Genomic DNA, 16,510 nt, shown 5'->3' with positions numbered 1-16,510 from the left:
AAGTATGCCCATACAAAAAAACAAAAAGCAGGAATCGTAGTTTTATAAATGCTTACGATTTCTGCTTTTTGCTAAAGTTAATGACATTGTGATTTTCCAGGGTTTTGTAAACCTTTTGATATAGTCTGAGCAGTCGATTATCGCTTGCTGAACTGTGGTGCACGACGAGCTGCTTTGAGACCGTATTTCTTACGTTCTTTCATACGTGGGTCACGAGTTAAGAATCCAGCAGCTTTCAGAACTGGTCTGTAGTCGTTGTCTGCCTGAAGAAGGGCTCTTGCAACACCATGTCTGATGGCACCAGCCTGTCCTGTGTATCCACCGCCATGAACGTTAACTAATACGTCAAATTTGCCTTCTGTTTCTGTTGCAGCTAAAGGCTGACGAACGATAACTTTCAGTGTATCTAATCCAAAATATTCATCGATATCTCTTTTATTGATTGTGATCTTACCGGTTCCAGGTACAAGATAAACTCTTGCGATTGATTTTTTTCTTCTTCCTGTTCCGTAGAATTTTGCGCTAGCCAATGTTTTCTACCTCCTAATTAAAATGTTAAAGCTTCTGGTTTCTGAGCTTCATGTTTGTGTTCCGGTCCTGCATATACGAAAAGTTTTGTGTACATGCTTCTTCCTAAAGGTCCTTTTGGAAGCATACCTTTAACTGCGAGCTCGATAACTCTCTCAGGTTTCTTTGCTAACATTTCTTTTAACGTGGTTTCTCTCATTCCACCTACATAATCGGAGTGATTGTAGTAGATTTTCTGCTCTAATTTCTTACCTGTAACTTTGATCTTGTCAGCGTTTACGATGATTACATAATCACCTGTGTCTACGTGTGGTGTAAACTGTGGTTTATTTTTTCCTCTTAAAACGCTTGCTACTCCGGATGCCAGACGGCCAAGAGTACATCCATCAGCGTCAACTACATACCATTTTCTTTCGATTTTATCTGGATTAGCCATATAAGTCTGCATGGTTTTACCTCCTGTTATTTATCAACGATAGTTTAATTAACCGCGGAATTTCCCGCGAATATAAGTTATTGGAAACGCCGGTGCTAAAAATGCGGAAATGTCCGAAACCGCTGATAAATACTTTCGCCTGGGCTATTTGGCTTAAGCATCTCGCACTACGTCACATTTGGTTATTATATTATAAGGGTTCTGTTCTGTCAATAGGTTTTGTGTCGTTTTTTCAACTTTTTTCGTTACTCCCCCGTTTTTTGTTTTTCATCAAAAAAACTGTTGATCAGTTATCCCACCGGCAATTATCGAAACGGATGATTTTCTCCTCCTGACTATCAATCAAAAAATTCAATCCCCATCAGTGTCAGTCCCTGTGCCGGAGCAGTTGGGCCTGCCATTTCGCGGTTGCAGGCTTCCAGAATTGTCTTTACTCTCTCAGGCGGATACTGTCCGTTTCCTACTTCGATCAGAGTTCCGGAGATGATTCGTACCATGTTGTAGAGGAATCCTGTTCCTGTTACACGTATGGTTACGATATCTCCGTCACGCCATACATCAATTCCTGTCACTGTACGGATAGTTGTTTTTACCTGCGCTTTTGCACCGCAAAAAGAAGCAAAATCATGCTGTCCGATCAGGTATGAGGTTGCTGCTTTCATCTTATCTACATCCAGTTTGTAGTGGTAGAAATAGGTGTATAAGCGCTCTGTCGGAACCGGGAATTTGCGATTCAGGATGCGGTATTCGTATGTTTTCTCGCTGTCGCAATAACGGGGATGGAAATCCGGTTCTACTTCTTCAGAGAGCTGAATGCGGATATCTTCCGGAAGACGCTGGTTCAGTGCATAGGAAATCTTTTCCCCGGGAATGCGTGTGTTGGTGTCAAATACTGCCACGTTTCCCATGGCATGAACCCCTGCGTCTGTACGGCTTGCACCGATCGTTTCTATCTTCTCGCCAAGAAGCTCGGACAATGTATCATTTAATACCCCCTGTACAGTAATCCCGTTTGGCTGTGTCTGCCAGCCGCAATAGTTTGTGCCGTCATATGCAACTACAAGACCAATTCTTTTCATCTGTTTTCCTCCATAAAAATTGAAAACTTTTGTTATAACAAAATAAACAATATGCTGTAATCCTTTCCTACCGGATTACAGCATATAAAATATCTTTATAAATTATATTTCTCAGATTCCCACAATTCTGAAAACAATGGCGATTCCCAGATAAGCCCACATCACCACATAGGAAATATAGTCTCTGAACTCATAACGCAATGGCTTCATCTGGGTTCTGTTATCCCCTCCATGATAGCACCTTGCTTCCATGGCCATGGCCAGATCATTTGCTCTTCTGAACGCAGAAATAAACAGCGGAACCAGAAGCGGAATCATATTTTTTGCCTTCTGAATTATATTTCCGGTTTCAAAATCTGCGCCACGTGCAATCTGTGCTTTCATGATCTTATCGGTTTCCTCCATAAGGATTGGGATAAAACGCAGCGCAATAGACATCATCATGGCAATCTCGTGGATTGGCACATGAAGTTTATTTAACGGCCTGAGAAGTCGTTCCAGACCATCTGTAAGTTGATTGGGTGTGGTAGTCAGCGTCATAAGAGAAGAACCGATCACCAGATACGTCAGGCGGATGGCCATTCTTCCGGCCAGCTTCAGGCCCTCCTCTGTCACATGCAGGATTCCCCACTGCCAGAGAACCTTTCCGGGTGTCAGAAATATATTAAATACCACTGTGATCATAAGAAGCATCACGATTGCCTTCAGTCCCTTGAACATAAATTTCACAGGAACTTTGGAAAGAATGATCATCGCTGCCAGAAATATAGTTGCCACTGCATATCCCGGAAATGTATGGAATACAAAGACAGAGATGATGAACACCAGCGTACCCACCAGCTTTGCTCTCGGATCCATTTTGTGCAGAACGGAATCTGCAGGATAATACTGTCCTATTGTAATGTCTCGGATCATACTTCCTGCCCTCCCTCATTCTCTTCTTGTTCTGCAGACTTTTTATCCATTGTTGCCTTCTGAATGCTTAAATCTTCATCAGGCGCATCTGAATGAGACTCTTTCGTCCCATCCTCAGTCAGATCAGCTTCCATCTCACTAATTAAGGTTTCTGCTTTGGCATTTTCTTTTTTCGACTGACTGTCTGAAACAGATTGTCTGTCACCGGACAATTTCCCGGGATTACATTTTCTTAAAACTGCAAGGATATTCTCTTTTGCCTCATCCACCGTTGTAGCAGTTACATCTACATCCAGGCCTTTTTCCTTCAACGCATGCATGATATAAGTAATCTGCGGTGCTGCAAGTCCCATGGCTTCCAGCTCTCTGTAATGAGCAAATACAGCTTTGGGAGCATCGTCATATGCGATTTCTCCGTCATTGACTACGATCAGTCTCTCCGCATATTTTGCAATATCCTCCATGCTGTGGGATACAAGGATAATAGTAATCCCTCTTACTTTATGAAGCTCTGCGATCTGGTCAAGGATATCATCGCGTCCTTTCGGATCAAGACCTGCTGTTGGCTCATCCAGAATAAGAATCTTCGGGTTCATAGCCAGAACTCCGGCGATTGCAACTCGTTTCTTCTGTCCTCCGGAAAGTTCAAACGGAGATTTGCTGTAATTTTTCTCTTTAAATCCTACATGCTGCAAAGCTTTCTTAGCTTCCACTTCTGCTTCTTCTCTGGATAACCCCTGATTCATCGGACCAAAGCAGACATCAGAGAGTACATCATTCTCGAAAAGCTGGTGCTCCGGATACTGAAATACCAAGCCTACCTCACTTCGCAGTGCACGGCGGTCGTATTTCTCTCCCCAGATATCCTCTCCATTGTATGTGATCGTACCGGAAGTCGGACGGATCAGTGCATTAAAATGCTGGATCAGGGTAGACTTTCCGCTTCCTGTATGCCCGATAATTCCAATAAACTGTCCATCCGGAATAGAAAGATTTACATCTTTTAACGCATGGATTTCATAAGCAGTTCCCGGACTGTAAGTGTATGTTACATTCTTTAATTCTATAGACATAAGGCATTCACCAGCTCCTCTGTAGTCAGTATTCCCTCCGGAATATCCACTCCGGCTTTATGAAGTTCATGTGCCAGAAGTGTTACCTGTGGCACATCCAGTCTGTATTCCTTCAGAGTTTCCACCTGAGAAAAAATCTCCTTCGGTGTTCCCTGCATCACCACTTCTCCGCTGTCCATCACATATACTTTGTCTGCGCGTACAACCTCTTCCATATAGTGTGTGATCAGAATTACAGTCACTCCCTCCTGCTTATTAAGATCACTGACTGCCTCCAGAACTTCCTTTCGTCCATTCGGATCAAGCATCGCAGTTGGCTCATCCAGAATGATGCATTTCGGGCGCATTGCCATCACACCGGCAATAGCAACTCTCTGCTTCTGACCTCCGGAAAGCTTATTCGGAGAATGATAACGATAAGAGGTCATGCCTGTCTTTTTCAGGCTCTCATCTACTCGCTCCCAGATTTTCTCTGTCGGCACTCCCATGTTCTCCGGTCCGAAACCTACATCTTCTTCTACCACAGTTCCTATGATCTGATTGTCAGGATTCTGAAAAACCATGCCCGCTTTCTGGCGGACTTTCCATAATTCCGGCTCTTTAGACGTGTCAATCCCATCTACCCATAACGTCCCTTCCGTCGGAATGAGAAGCGCATTCAAATGCTTTGCAAGAGTAGATTTTCCAGAACCATTATGTCCCAGAATAGCCACGAATTGTCCGGCTTCAATGTCCAGGTTTACATCATTGACAGCACGCTGCGTGTCCTGCACGTTACCATCTTCATCATACTTGAGATAGTCAAATCCCAGCTTGAACGCCTTGATAATTCCCATAATATTTTTGTCCTCGTATTTGTATTCACTGTCCATTTTATTCTCAGAAAATGTACTCTGCAATCAACGGACAGCAACTATTTTTTATTACTGTTTCCTTTTTGTTTCAGTAACATTTTATTTTCTCAGGCTTCTTCAGTAGCTGCCAGTCCGGTCAACTCATCGATCAGAGCCCAGATTTCATCTCTTCCCTGCTTTGTTTCAGCGGAAAAAGGAATGATGATGCCATCTTTGCTCAGCTTCAGCCCTTCTTTGATTGCTTTGATATTCTTCTGAACCTGGCTTCGTTTGAGCTTGTCAAGCTTGGTCGCTATAATAATCGGCTCATAACCATTATTCAGGATCCAGTCATACATCATCTTGTCATTTGCAGATGGATCATGACGGATGTCAATGAGAAGAAAAACAGCTTTGAGATCTTTGGATGTATGAAGATATCTCTCGATCATCTTGCCCCATTTTTCTTTCTCAGACTGTGAAACCTTTGCATATCCATAGCCAGGCAGGTCTACCAGATACATAGTTTCATTGATATTGTAAAAGTTAATGGTCTGTGTTTTTCCCGGCTGCGCACTTGTTCTGGCAAGAGATTTCCGATTCATCAGTCCGTTGATCAGAGATGATTTTCCTACATTTGATTTTCCTGCAAATGCAACCTCCGGTCTGTTGGTATCCGGAAGCTTACTGGTGATACCGCAGACGATATCTAATGATACATTCTTAATAACCATTGATTTCCTCGCTTTTATTTTCACAGCAAAGAGTCAGTCATTTCCCAGACTGGCTCTTTGTTTGCTGTTCACTTCGATTCTCAGTAATGCTCTTTATCATTACTGTGTTATCAGGATACAAGTGCTTTATTCAGTACTTCTTTCATAGAACTTACAAATGTGATAGTAAGTCCATCTGTGATTTCTTTATCTAATTCCTGAATATCCGGCTTATTCTCTGCCGGTACTAATACTTCTTTGATCTTCGCATATTTTGCGGCAAGAAGTTTCTCTTTTAAACCACCGATTGGAAGTACTCTTCCTCTCAGTGTAATCTCACCGGTCATGGCAAGGTCTGCTCTTACCGGCTTCTTGATAATAGCGGAAAGAATGGCAGTTGCCATGGTAATACCCGCGGATGGTCCGTCTTTTGGCACTGCTCCCTCCGGAATGTGCACATGAATATCGTTTTCCTGGAAAAATTCCGGTTCTACTTTATAATCTGAAGCAATGGAGCGAATGTAAGTGATTCCCGCCTGTGCAGACTCCTTCATCACATCGCCAAGCTGTCCGGTAAGCATCAGCTCACCTTTTCCTGGCATTACATTGACCTCGATCTGAAGTGTATCTCCACCTACCTGTGTCCATGCAAGACCACGGGAAATACCAATCTCATCTTTCTTATTTGCCATAAGATAATTGAAATGTTCTTTTCCAAGAAAATCTGACAGGTTCTTAGAAGTAACTGTGACTTTTTTCTTATCTTCTTCCATGATCAATCGTGCAGTTTTTCTGCAGATCTGACCAATGGTTCTCTCCAGATTTCGAACTCCGGCTTCTTTTGTATAATTATTGATGATCTTCTTAAGGGCTGCTGTCTGAATCGTCAACTTTCCTTTCTCAATACCATTCTCTTCCATCTGTTTTGGAACCAGATGTTCTTTTGCAATGTGCTCTTTCTCATTCTCTGTGTAGCCCGCGATCTCGATCAGTTCCATACGGTCGAGAAGAGGTCTCGGGATTCCCTGAACATCATTTGCAGTGGCAATAAACAGTACCTCTGAGAGATCCTGTGGAACTTCTATATAATGATCCAGAAATCTGCTGTTCTGCTCCGGATCAAGTACCTCAAGAAGCGCTGCGGAGGTATCTCCTTTGTAATCACTGCTGGTCTTATCGATTTCATCAAGAAGCATCAGCGGATTACTTACGCCTGCCTGCTGTAATGCAGCTGTGATTCTACCTGGCATAGCACCTACATAAGTTTTTCTGTGACCACGGATCTCTGCCTCATCTCGTATACCGCCCAGACAGATGCGTACATATTTCTTATGCATTGCTTCTGCAATGGACTTGGCAATAGATGTCTTACCTGTTCCCGGAGGTCCCACGAGACAGAGAATCGGGCTCTTCCCTTTATGTGTCAGTTTACGGACAGAAAGGAATTCCATCACGCGCTCTTTCACATCTTTTAATCCGTAATGACCATCCTGAAGTACTTTCCAGGCTTCTTTCAGATCATCGGAATCCACAGATTTCTTATCCCATGGAAGAGACAGCATTGTCTCAATATAACCACGGAGTACCGCATTCTCAGAAACATTGGTGTTGGTATTCTTAAATCTCTCGATCTCCTTGCTGATCTTCTCTTTTACTTCATCACTGGCCTGAAGCTCCTGAAGCTTCTTCTTAAACTCCTCTGCATCATCTGCAGTATTGTCTTCTCCCAGTTCTTCACGGATCAGTTTCAGCTGTTCTCTCAGAATATATTCTCTCTGATTCTTATCGACTCTGGCTTTCACTTTTTTCTGAAGATCTCTGCCAATCTGCATGATCTCAATCTCATTACTTAAGATCGCACCCAGAACTTCATAGCGTTCTTCCAGTGTCAGTGCTTCCAGAATCTTCTGTTTATTCTGATAAGACAGCGGAATATTTACCGCGATCTGCTCAACAAGTTCCTCTATATTCTCTATATTTAAAATCTGTGCTACCAGCTCTTTGCTGACTTTTCCATTCTCCATGCAGTATCTGTAAAATAATTCTTTCAGACTCCTGTGCATGGCTTCCATCACTGGCTCAGGCATCTGCATTTCTTCTTCATCAACCGGTATGATCTCTGTTTTAATAAATGGAAATTCCTGCTCAAATTTCACAAGTGTGGCGCGTCCTGTTCCTTCTACAAGTACGCGTAGAAGGTTCTGAGGAAGTTTCACAACCTGCTTGATATAAGCGATAGTTCCTACGCGGTACACACCTGCCAGATCCGGTGTCTCCACCTCAGGATCAATCTGTGTTACCAGAAAAATCTTCTGGTCATGAAGCATGGCTGCTTCAATCGCCTTGACAGAGCGTTCCCTGCTTACGTCAAAATGAACGATCATCCCCGGAAGAATCGTTGTTCCCCTGAGGGCGATCGCCGGCAGCACCATATTCTGATTTGTCATTTATTGTTCAGTCCCTTTCATCAGGCTGTTTCCGGTTTGTCTTTCTTATGTGTCCGGGACGATCTTCTGCTTCCGGCTGTCTTCGCCTTTGCAGGAGCTTCTCCGCGGACGATCTCCGGCTCACCGGTGCCTTCTACTACATCTTTTGTAATTGTGCACTTACGAATTGTATCATCTGACGGAATCTTGTACATCAGATCCATCAGTGAACCTTCCATGATCGCACGAAGTCCTCTGGCTCCGGTCCTACGTTCCAGAGATTTCTTCGCAACAAGCTGCAGTGCATCATCTTCGAAATTAAGTTCAACGCCATCCAGTTCAAATAATTTATGATACTGTTTGGTAAGTGAGTTCTTCGGCTCTTTCAGAATACTGATCAGTGCATTCTCATCAAGCGCATCCAGAGTTACAACTACCGGCACACGTCCGATAAACTCAGGAATCAGACCGAATTTGATGAAGTCTTCCGGCATTACATCCTTCAGAACTTCTCCTACATTTCTCTCTTCTTTTACGGAAACTTCTGCTCCGAAACCGATAGACTTGGTGTCCTGTCTGGACTCAATGATCTTCTCGATTCCGTCAAAAGCACCGCCACAGATGAACAGAATATTGGTCGTATCAATCTGGATGAATTCCTGATGCGGATGCTTACGTCCACCCTGCGGAGGAACGCTTGCAACTGTTCCCTCAAGGATTTTTAAGAGAGCCTGCTGTACACCTTCTCCTGAAACATCACGTGTAATAGATGCATTTTCAGATTTTCTCGTGATCTTATCAATCTCGTCGATATAGATAATTCCATACTGTGCACGCTCAATGTCGTAATCTGCCGCCTGAATGATCTTGAGAAGAATATTCTCAACATCTTCACCTACATAACCGGCCTCTGTCAGTGTTGTGGCATCTGCGATAGCAAATGGTACATTCAGAAGTCTTGCAAGTGTCTGGGCGAGTAATGTCTTACCGGAACCTGTTGGGCCAAGCATCAGAATATTACTCTTCTGAAGCTCTACTTCGGAATTTCTGGATGCAAGAATTCTCTTGTAGTGATTATAAACAGCAACGGCAAGAGCTTTCTTCGCAGCGTCCTGTCCGATTACATAATCATCCAGAACTGCATGGATTTCTTCCGGTTTCAGAAGATTGATATCAGAGTTCATGATTTCACTGTCATCATAAGGATTTAATTCCTCTTCCATGATTTCTGAACAGATTCCAATACATTCATCACAAATGAATGCTTTACCATCCGGACCTGCGATCAGTTTTCTTACCTGGTCTTCTGTCTTCTGGCAAAAGGAACATCTTATTTTTCCTTCTCTCATCTTTTCTGCCATGAATTTATGTCTATCCTTTCTAAATTTGATTTAAAAAAAGAATCCTGCTTTGCAGGATTCTCCGCCTGCGGCGGGTCGCTTTAGCGACATAATTTCTCTCCGCCGCAGTACGATCCTGCCCGGAGGGCTTATTATATCACAGGAACATTACAGAGTAATTTCCTGTGATATAATAAGACTCCTGTGATGATTCACAGGAGTCTTATCTTTCGCATTATTTATGCATGACTACACCGTCAATCAGTCCATATGCCTTTGCTTCTTCAGCAGTCATATAGTTGTCCCGATCTGTATCACGCTCAACAACTTCTATCGGCTGACCGGTATTTGCAGCCAATAATTCATTTAAAGTTCTCTTTGTCTGTGCGATATGATCCGCCACGATCTGGATCTCTGTTGCCTGACCCTGTGCACCACCGGATGGCTGATGGATCATGATTGTAGAATGCGGAAGAGCAAATCTCTTGCCCTTTGCACCTCCTGCCAGAAGAAATGCTCCCATACTGGCAGCCATTCCAAGACAAATGGTAGAAACATCGCATTTGATATACTGCATGGTATCATAAATTGCCATGCCGGCTGTTACGGAACCGCCCGGGCTGTTGATATACAGCTGGATATCTTTACCAGGATCTTCTGCTTCCAGGAAAAGAAGCTGTGATACGATCAGTCCTGCACTCACATCATTTACTTCCTCACCCAGAAAAATAATTCTGTCTTTCAGAAGCCTTGAATAGATGTCGTAGCTTCTCTCTCCCCTGCTTGTCTGTTCAATGACATAAGGTACTAAACTCATATAAACGCCTCCATTTTTCGCGGCTGACTTTTTCCGGGAAGAGAAAACAGCTAAGTCTGTCTCTCTCCAGATAGTCAATCGGATATTCGCAATCCGCTTTCGCTACTTGCTCATAACCGAATAACTGCTTCGCAGTTTATCAGGAGGGGCTTGTACCCCTCCTGATACAAGTAAGTCCCCACCTACTGCTTATTGCTCTTCGCAATTGAAGCAGGGGACTTACTTGATTCGGTAAAAATTCGATTACTATAAAATTAAACTTCCTTAGCAGCGTCAGCAATAACAGTAACTGCTTTCTGAACAGCCATGTCTTTCTTCATCTGCTCAAGTTCACGCTCTCCAAGTAATTCTTTTAACTTGTCAGCTTCCATTTTGTATGCTTCAGCCATCTTGGAGATCTCTTCATTTACTTCTTCCTCTGTTGGCTGAATGTTCTCAACTTCTGCAACTTTCTCAAGAACCAGTCTTGTCTGGATTCTCTTTAATGCCTGTGGTTTCATGTCTTCCATCATCTTCTCAGCTGTCATGCCTGTGAACTGGAAGTACTGATCCATGGATAATCCCTGAGACTGCATTCTTCTGCTGAAGTCATCAAGCATCTGACGGCACTGTGTCTGAAGCATAGCTTCCGGAATATCCATCTGTGCATTTTCGATTGCTTTATCTACTGCTGCATCTTCTTTTGCACGTTTTGCTTCGTTTTCTTTTCTATCTACAAGGTTTGTCTTAACGTGTTCTTTGTACTCTGCAAGTGTATCGAACTCAGAAACATCTTTTGCAAAATCGTCATCCAGTTCCGGAAGTTCTTTTGCTTCGATTTTCTTAACCGCGCATTTGAAGATCGCTTCTTTGCCAGCAAGTTCTTTTGCCTGATATTCTTCAGGGAATGTAACTTTAACATCTACATCATCGCCAACTTTAGCGCCAACAAGCTGATCCTCGAATCCCGGGATGAATGTGTTGGAACCAAGTGTCAGAGGATATTCTGTAGCCTGTCCGCCGTCAAATGGTACTCCGTCTACGGATCCTTCGAAGTCGATTGTTACAACATCCTGTAACTGAGCTCCGCGGTCTTCTACGTTGATTGTTCTGGAGTTTTTCTCCTGCTCTTTCTTGATCTCAGCATCTACGTCTTCATCTGTTACTGTAATCTCTGTCTTCGGTACTTCTACACCTTTGTAGTCACCTAATGTAACTTCCGGTTTAGTAGCTACTTCTGCTGTGAAGATAAATGCTTTTCCTGGCTCAGCCTGTGTGATGTCGATTGTTGGCTGGGAAACGATCTCAAGTTCGCATTCAGCTAAAGCTTTGCTGTAGTGTTCCGGAATCAGAGCGTTAACAGCATCTTCAAGGAATACTCCTTTTCCATACATCTGCTCGATCATTTTTCTTGGAGCTTTTCCTTTACGGAATCCAGGAATGGAGATTCTTCCTTTTGCTTTCTGATATGCGTTCTGCATAGCTTTCTCTAAATCTTCAGCGGCAACTTCGATAGTAAGTTTCGCCATGTTTTTTTCCATTTTTTCCACCTGTAAACTCATGTTACGTGTTCCTCCTTAATTTTCAGGTTATAATTTGCGACTGGTTTTTTCAGCTGCGTTATATCATTCACAGTTTTTACCTATTTCTATATATTCAAGTCTAAGCTCCGCTCCCACCATTTACAGAAGCGGGAGAGTCACTGTTCACTCCGTGCCCAGTAACACGCTTCGCGATGCACAGAATTTATGCTATCGCATAAATTCGCGCGGTATGTCTCGGGTTTTCCGTGAACTCCGTTCACAAAAAACACCTCGCGGAATATTCCCCGTGGACAGTAACGCAAAAGGCCTGTCTATAACTTAATTATATATTTACAGTCATTGTAGCAGTATAGCACAAAAAAACAAAAAGTGCTAGTGTTTTTTCGCAGAAAATTCGCGGAAATACAAGGTTTCTGCGGATTCTTCAGCGTTTGTATACTATGGACTCTGCGATTTCGTCTGCTTTTTCTTTGCTTTCAAGCTGTTCGATGATGGAAAGTGCGAAATCTATGGCTGTTCCAAGACCTCGGCTGGTAGTGATATTTCCATCTGTTACTACACTGTCTTCACTGGTCTGGGCGCCATCTTTGGCAATGACTTCCATGAATGACGGGTAGGATGTGGCTTTTTTGTCTTTGAGGAAACCAAGTCCTGAGAATACGCTTGGAGCTGCGCAGATGGCTGCGATTTTTTTGCCTTTGTTGTTGAAATCTGTCAGGAGGTCGGTGAGTGGTTTGTATGCTGCAAGGTATTTTGTTCCCGGCATTCCACCTGGGAGAACGAGTATATCAGCATCAGTGAAGCTGGTTTCTGTAAATGTTGTGTCGGTGAGCATGGTGATGCCGTGGGATGTCTGGATCTGGGTGGTTTCTTTGATGGATACGGTTTTGATGTCGATTCCGGCGCGGCGGAGAAGGTCTACTACGGTGAGGCCTTCGATGTCTTCGAATCCGTCGGCCAGGAAGATGTATGCTTTTTTGCTCATTTTTTGAGGTACCTCCTGGGTGATTTTTATTGGATTGTTTTATAGCATTTCCTATTTTGTTTCTGAAAGGGATTATAGCATCTTTTATGAAGAGTTACAACGTGGGAATGGAACAGATGAAAAGATATGACTAAGAGACGCGCGAAGCTCTTTGTCTCCTGGGGTTCAGTTTCGTAAGCTTAAGTAACTCTAAGGTCTGGAAAATCTGCTAAAAGCATGAAAAAGAATGCAAAACTCGCTCCGTTGCAAACTTCGCTCAAACACGTTGCTATTCTTTTCCATAACGCAGATTCCCCAGACCTAAGAGTTACTAAGACTCGTCAAATTCACCCCAGGAGACAAAGAGCTTCGCGCTGAGTATATGATCATGTGTTACTTCTGCTGTATGTTTTAGTTTTTTTATTTTTGCATTACAAATTCATTTTCTTTTTATATATTTCATTTTTTGCTTATTCTTCCATAATAATTTTAAAATCTACCAGATTTCTGGATTTAAATCTTTAGGTAAGGGGTTGGGGTATGTTTCGCCATCCAGGGTTTCTACCAGCTCTTTTTTAGCATCTTCTACTAGTTTTGGAGTTTGCAAGAAATCCATAGCGGTGAGAGCCATGATTTTGGCGGCATAGAGCATTCCTTTGTGGGCAATGGTGGATCTGCCCTGGGCGACTGCCTGCCAGGAGTGGAGGGCGGTTCCGGCGGCGAATGTGGGGATGTTAAGGTGGACGGTTGGGACAATCCAGCTTACGTCACCTACGTCGGTGGAGTATTTGAGGTCGCTGTATAAGTTTTGATACGCGATTGGCTCAAAGATTGTTTTTTTCATTGCTTCGGTTGCATTCGGGCCGAAATAATCCCGGGCGATGGCCGGGAGTTGTTTTTTGTCCTGATCTGAGAGGGCTTGCTGGAAATTTTGGGCGTAGGTATATTCTTGTTCGGTATAAGTGATTGGGCCGAGTTTTTCGAGGTATGTGTTCATGTGGTCTGCCAGGATTTTGTTGGAGATCAGGTTGGAATATGCAGCTACCTGGCGGATTTCTACGGTGGTTTCGGTCATGAGGGCGGCACCTTTGGCTATGTTGCAGACACGGTTGTAGAGTTCTTTTACCTGGGTAATCTTTGGGGCACGGATAGCGTAGAGTACCTGGGCTCTGGACTGGACTACGTTTGGCGCGTCTCCACCTGTGTCGGTGATGGCGTAGTGGATTCTGGCTTCGTCTATCATGTGTTCGCGCATGTAGTTTACGCCTACGTCCATCAGCTCTACTGCATCCAATGCGGAACGGCCGAGTTCCGGGCACATGGAGGCGTGAGCGGGGGTTCCGTGGAATGTGAAGAATACCCGGAAGTTTGCTTTGGTGCTTCCGTAGCATGCTCTCCGGCCCTGTTCCGGGTGCCAGCAAAGGGCAAGATCGCAGTCGTTGAAATAACCGTCGCGGACAAGAAATGCTTTGCCGCCGGCGTTTTCTTCTGCGGGACAGCCGTAGTAGCGGATTGTGCCTTTTAAGTTGTGTTTCTGCATGAAATTTTTCAGTGCTATGGCAGATGCAAGGGTTCCGGTACCAATGAGCTGATGACCGCAGCCATGGCCACAATTATTAATGTGAGCATGTACGTTGTTACTAATTTTGTCCGGCCTCTTATGCTTATCATTGGATTCCATGTTCTGAAATTCGTTTTCAGCTTCACAAGATAGCTGTTCTGCCTGCATTCTTTCGGTTGCATCTGCTTTCTGTGAAAGTCCCGGCAGTGCATCGAACTCTCCCAATAATCCTATAACTGGTTTTCCAGATCCGTATTCTGCAATAAATGCAGTTTCCTCACCTGCCAAATTGGATTTGACGGAAAATCCTTCTTTTTTCAGTGCATGTTGTAGTAATTCTGAGGATTTGTATTCCTGAAATCTTGGCTCGGCAAACTCCCAGATTTTGTTGCTGATTTCGGCATAGTATTCTTTTCGGCCGTCGATTTCTTCTGAAATTTCTTTTATATATTCATCTGTATATTTGTCTTCCTGCTCCATTTTATCTCCTGCTTTCTTAGTGAAATACTTCCTGCCGTTACTGTACACTCTATTCTCAGTAATGCATACAAAATTGATTCCAGATTGTCTGCGGCAATGGAATTTTGGCTTGTATGTCTCGGGATTTGTTATATACATACCCGAACATCCCATAAAACAATGACCTGCGAACAGCAATAATGTCATCATTTAGTGTTCTATAAAAGCATATATGATTCTTTCCATATTTTCCTATTTATGCTATCATCAATTATAGCACAAAATAAAATATGACACCATTTTACTCATTGGAGGAACCTGAAATGGAAATCGAACGTAAATTTTTAATTTCTAAAGAAAATCTACCAAAAAACCTTGACTCTTATCCACACCACAAACTGGAACAGGGATACTTATCCACTGCACCGGTGGTTCGTATCCGCAAAGAGGATGATAACTACTATCTCACTTATAAATCTAAGGGACTTATGACTCGTGAGGAATACAATCTTCCTCTTACCAAAGAATCCTATGAACATATGCGTCCCAAAGCCGACGGCATTCTTATCTCAAAAACACGCTATCTGGTTCCTGAAAAAGATGGACTTACCATTGAGCTGGATGTATTTGATGCTCCGTATAAAGGGCTTTATCTTGCAGAAGTGGAGTTTTCTTCTGAAGAGGAAGCACTTAGCTATGCACCACCGGCATGGTTCGGAGAAGATGTCACAAATTCCGGCAAATACCATAACAGCCGTTTAAGTCAGGGAAATCTGTAATTTTTAATTGCCTGGCATATTGAATTTTACAATAATACTTCTTTCCAAAGTAAGGAGACTGCAGTTTTACAAAACACAGTCTCCTCACCTTTTAGCCAAATAAAGTAAGTCATCTATTTTAATTGCGATAATTCACCATTCTTCCATGGTTAAAAACTTTCTGATATTTTTATGTTTAATCCCATTCTGACTCATATCGATTTCATCCATTGTGACAACATATTTAGGAAAATTATCACGTACATAATCATACACGCCAAATTCTCTTTGAATCGTTTCCGGAGCAGCTAACAGATAAGCAACTTGTATATAAATTTTCTGTTCCTGTTTCTGACAGATAAAGTCAATCTCCTTATCTCCCGCTTTTCCCACCGTAACAGAATATCCTCTGCGTAAGCTTTCCATAAACACAATGTTTTCAAGAATCAGATTTATATCCTTCATATTCCCGCCAAAAACAGCTTCCCTCAAGCCATGATCAGCCATATAATATTTTTCATTGGTTGCCAGAATCTGCTTTCCCTGAATATCCTGACGTTTTACCTGGTAAAACAGATATGCATTCATACAGTATTTTATATAATTCATAACTGTATCCGCAGCAACCGCTCTGTGCTCACTCTTCAAAAATTTAACAATAGCATTGGCAGAAAAAGTTGTCCCTACATTACCGATAATATAAGATACTATCCGTCCCAGAAGATCTACATCTCGGATTTTATTTCTCCTTACCACATCTGTCAAAACTACGGAATTGTAAATATCCTTCAGATATTGCTTTCCTGGTTCTTCCATATAACGCAAATTTCCCAGATACGGCATTCCTCCCAGTATCAGATATTTTTGAAACATTTCAACATCTGAAGCCTCAGGAAATACAGAACTATATAATTCTTTAAATTCAGAAAACGAAAATGGATAAATCGTAAATTCGACATATCTGCCTCCAAGAACCGTTGCAAGTTCTCCTGACAACAACTTTGCATTAGAACCCGTAATATAAATATCGCAGTCAAATTCCACACGAAAAGAATTTATACATTTTTCAGCAAACTATATTTCCA

General features: G+C 42.7%; 14 protein-coding genes and 1 pseudogene. 1 reads left to right on the top strand and 14 read right to left on the bottom strand.

Features of this window, described 5'->3' with window-relative positions; genetic code table 11:
• Window positions 1–137 precede the first annotated feature (137 nt).
• The 13 genes and pseudogenes from rpsI to ACTNC0_RS06500 form a co-directional block, all read right to left on the bottom strand.
• Window positions 138–530, bottom strand: a complete 393-nt coding sequence (rpsI, locus tag ACTNC0_RS06560; RefSeq protein WP_008705974.1) for a 30S ribosomal protein S9 — start codon at window positions 528–530, stop codon at window positions 138–140.
• Window positions 531–547: 17 nt separating this feature from the next.
• Entirely contained in the window at window positions 548–976 is a 429-nt protein-coding gene (rplM, locus tag ACTNC0_RS06555; protein ID WP_008705976.1) for a 50S ribosomal protein L13, read from the bottom strand.
• Window positions 977–1,302: 326 nt separating this feature from the next.
• The gene (gene truA / locus ACTNC0_RS06550; protein WP_008705977.1) at window positions 1,303–2,043 is read right to left on the bottom strand and encodes a tRNA pseudouridine(38-40) synthase TruA; all 741 of its coding nucleotides are present in this window, start codon (window positions 2,041–2,043) and stop codon (window positions 1,303–1,305) included.
• Window positions 2,044–2,154: 111 nt separating this feature from the next.
• Complete coding sequence (locus ACTNC0_RS06545) at window positions 2,155–2,958, bottom strand: energy-coupling factor transporter transmembrane component T family protein (protein WP_441086765.1); 804 nt, start codon at window positions 2,956–2,958, stop codon at window positions 2,155–2,157.
• Between the two features lie 227 nt (window positions 2,959–3,185).
• Window positions 3,186–4,031, bottom strand: a pseudogene (locus ACTNC0_RS06540) (energy-coupling factor transporter ATPase); the annotation flags it as partial.
• A complete protein-coding gene (locus tag ACTNC0_RS06535; protein WP_117677277.1) occupies window positions 4,022–4,867 on the bottom strand; it encodes an energy-coupling factor transporter ATPase in 846 nt (281 codons plus the stop codon). The pseudogene ACTNC0_RS06540 and the gene ACTNC0_RS06535, both read right to left, overlap by 10 nt.
• A gap of 125 nt (window positions 4,868–4,992) precedes the next feature.
• Window positions 4,993–5,598 carry a ribosome biogenesis GTP-binding protein YihA/YsxC gene (gene yihA, locus ACTNC0_RS06530; protein ID WP_441086764.1) on the bottom strand — a complete coding sequence of 202 codons (606 nt, stop codon included), beginning with the start codon at window positions 5,596–5,598 and terminating at the stop codon, window positions 4,993–4,995.
• 110 nt (window positions 5,599–5,708) lie between these two features.
• Entirely contained in the window at window positions 5,709–8,024 is a 2,316-nt protein-coding gene (lon, locus tag ACTNC0_RS06525) for an endopeptidase La (protein ID WP_441086762.1), read from the bottom strand.
• 20 nt (window positions 8,025–8,044) lie between these two features.
• A complete protein-coding gene (clpX, locus tag ACTNC0_RS06520) occupies window positions 8,045–9,364 on the bottom strand; it encodes an ATP-dependent Clp protease ATP-binding subunit ClpX (protein ID WP_441086761.1) in 1,320 nt (439 codons plus the stop codon).
• Window positions 9,365–9,578: 214 nt separating this feature from the next.
• On the bottom strand, window positions 9,579–10,160 hold the full coding sequence (clpP, locus tag ACTNC0_RS06515) for an ATP-dependent Clp endopeptidase proteolytic subunit ClpP (RefSeq protein ID WP_008705991.1): 582 nt from the start codon (window positions 10,158–10,160) through the stop codon (window positions 9,579–9,581).
• A gap of 254 nt (window positions 10,161–10,414) precedes the next feature.
• On the bottom strand, window positions 10,415–11,701 hold the full coding sequence (gene tig, locus ACTNC0_RS06510) for a trigger factor (RefSeq protein WP_441086760.1): 1,287 nt from the start codon (window positions 11,699–11,701) through the stop codon (window positions 10,415–10,417).
• A gap of 406 nt (window positions 11,702–12,107) precedes the next feature.
• Window positions 12,108–12,668 (bottom strand): DJ-1 family glyoxalase III, encoded by a 561-nt coding sequence (locus ACTNC0_RS06505; RefSeq protein ID WP_117677253.1) that lies wholly within the window; start codon window positions 12,666–12,668, stop codon window positions 12,108–12,110.
• Window positions 12,669–13,143: 475 nt separating this feature from the next.
• Entirely contained in the window at window positions 13,144–14,688 is a 1,545-nt protein-coding gene (locus tag ACTNC0_RS06500; RefSeq protein ID WP_441086757.1) for a M20 family metallopeptidase, read from the bottom strand.
• Between the two features lie 302 nt (window positions 14,689–14,990).
• Here ACTNC0_RS06500 and ACTNC0_RS06495 point away from each other — a divergent pair, with 302 nt between their 5' ends.
• The gene (locus ACTNC0_RS06495; protein ID WP_441086756.1) at window positions 14,991–15,446 is read left to right on the top strand and encodes a CYTH domain-containing protein; all 456 of its coding nucleotides are present in this window, start codon (window positions 14,991–14,993) and stop codon (window positions 15,444–15,446) included.
• A 132-nt stretch (window positions 15,447–15,578) separates the two neighbouring features.
• On the opposite strand, the gene ACTNC0_RS06490 is transcribed toward ACTNC0_RS06495, so the two are convergent.
• Window positions 15,579–16,484, bottom strand: coding sequence for an ATP-binding protein (locus ACTNC0_RS06490; protein ID WP_441086770.1), 906 nt, complete (start codon window positions 16,482–16,484; stop codon window positions 15,579–15,581).
• Window positions 16,485–16,510: the final 26 nt, after the last annotated feature.

Source organism: Blautia sp. HCP3S3_B11, assembly GCF_052064435.1.
Taxonomy (GTDB): Bacteria; Bacillota; Clostridia; order Lachnospirales; family Lachnospiraceae; genus Blautia_A.
Note: the sequence above shows the minus strand (reverse complement) of the source record. Positions and strands in the feature narration are given on the sequence as shown.

Excerpts from the sequence above, each read along its gene's own strand:
- rplM (WP_008705976.1), bottom strand. The coding sequence starts at position 976 with ATGCAGACTTATATGGCTAATCCAGATAAAATCGAAAGAAAATGGTAT.
- truA (WP_008705977.1), bottom strand. The coding sequence starts at position 2,043 with ATGAAAAGAATTGGTCTTGTAGTTGCATATGACGGCACAAACTATTGC.
- ACTNC0_RS06545 (WP_441086765.1), bottom strand. The coding sequence starts at position 2,958 with ATGATCCGAGACATTACAATAGGACAGTATTATCCTGCAGATTCCGTT.
- ACTNC0_RS06535 (WP_117677277.1), bottom strand. The coding sequence starts at position 4,867 with ATGGGAATTATCAAGGCGTTCAAGCTGGGATTTGACTATCTCAAGTAT.
- yihA (WP_441086764.1), bottom strand. The coding sequence starts at position 5,598 with ATGGTTATTAAGAATGTATCATTAGATATCGTCTGCGGTATCACCAGT.
- lon (WP_441086762.1), bottom strand. The coding sequence starts at position 8,024 with ATGACAAATCAGAATATGGTGCTGCCGGCGATCGCCCTCAGGGGAACA.
- clpX (WP_441086761.1), bottom strand. The coding sequence starts at position 9,364 with ATGGCAGAAAAGATGAGAGAAGGAAAAATAAGATGTTCCTTTTGCCAG.
- clpP (WP_008705991.1), bottom strand. The coding sequence starts at position 10,160 with ATGAGTTTAGTACCTTATGTCATTGAACAGACAAGCAGGGGAGAGAGA.
- tig (WP_441086760.1), bottom strand. The coding sequence starts at position 11,701 with ATGAGTTTACAGGTGGAAAAAATGGAAAAAAACATGGCGAAACTTACT.
- ACTNC0_RS06505 (WP_117677253.1), bottom strand. The coding sequence starts at position 12,668 with ATGAGCAAAAAAGCATACATCTTCCTGGCCGACGGATTCGAAGACATC.
- ACTNC0_RS06500 (WP_441086757.1), bottom strand. The coding sequence starts at position 14,688 with ATGGAGCAGGAAGACAAATATACAGATGAATATATAAAAGAAATTTCA.
- ACTNC0_RS06495 (WP_441086756.1), top strand. The coding sequence starts at position 14,991 with ATGGAAATCGAACGTAAATTTTTAATTTCTAAAGAAAATCTACCAAAA.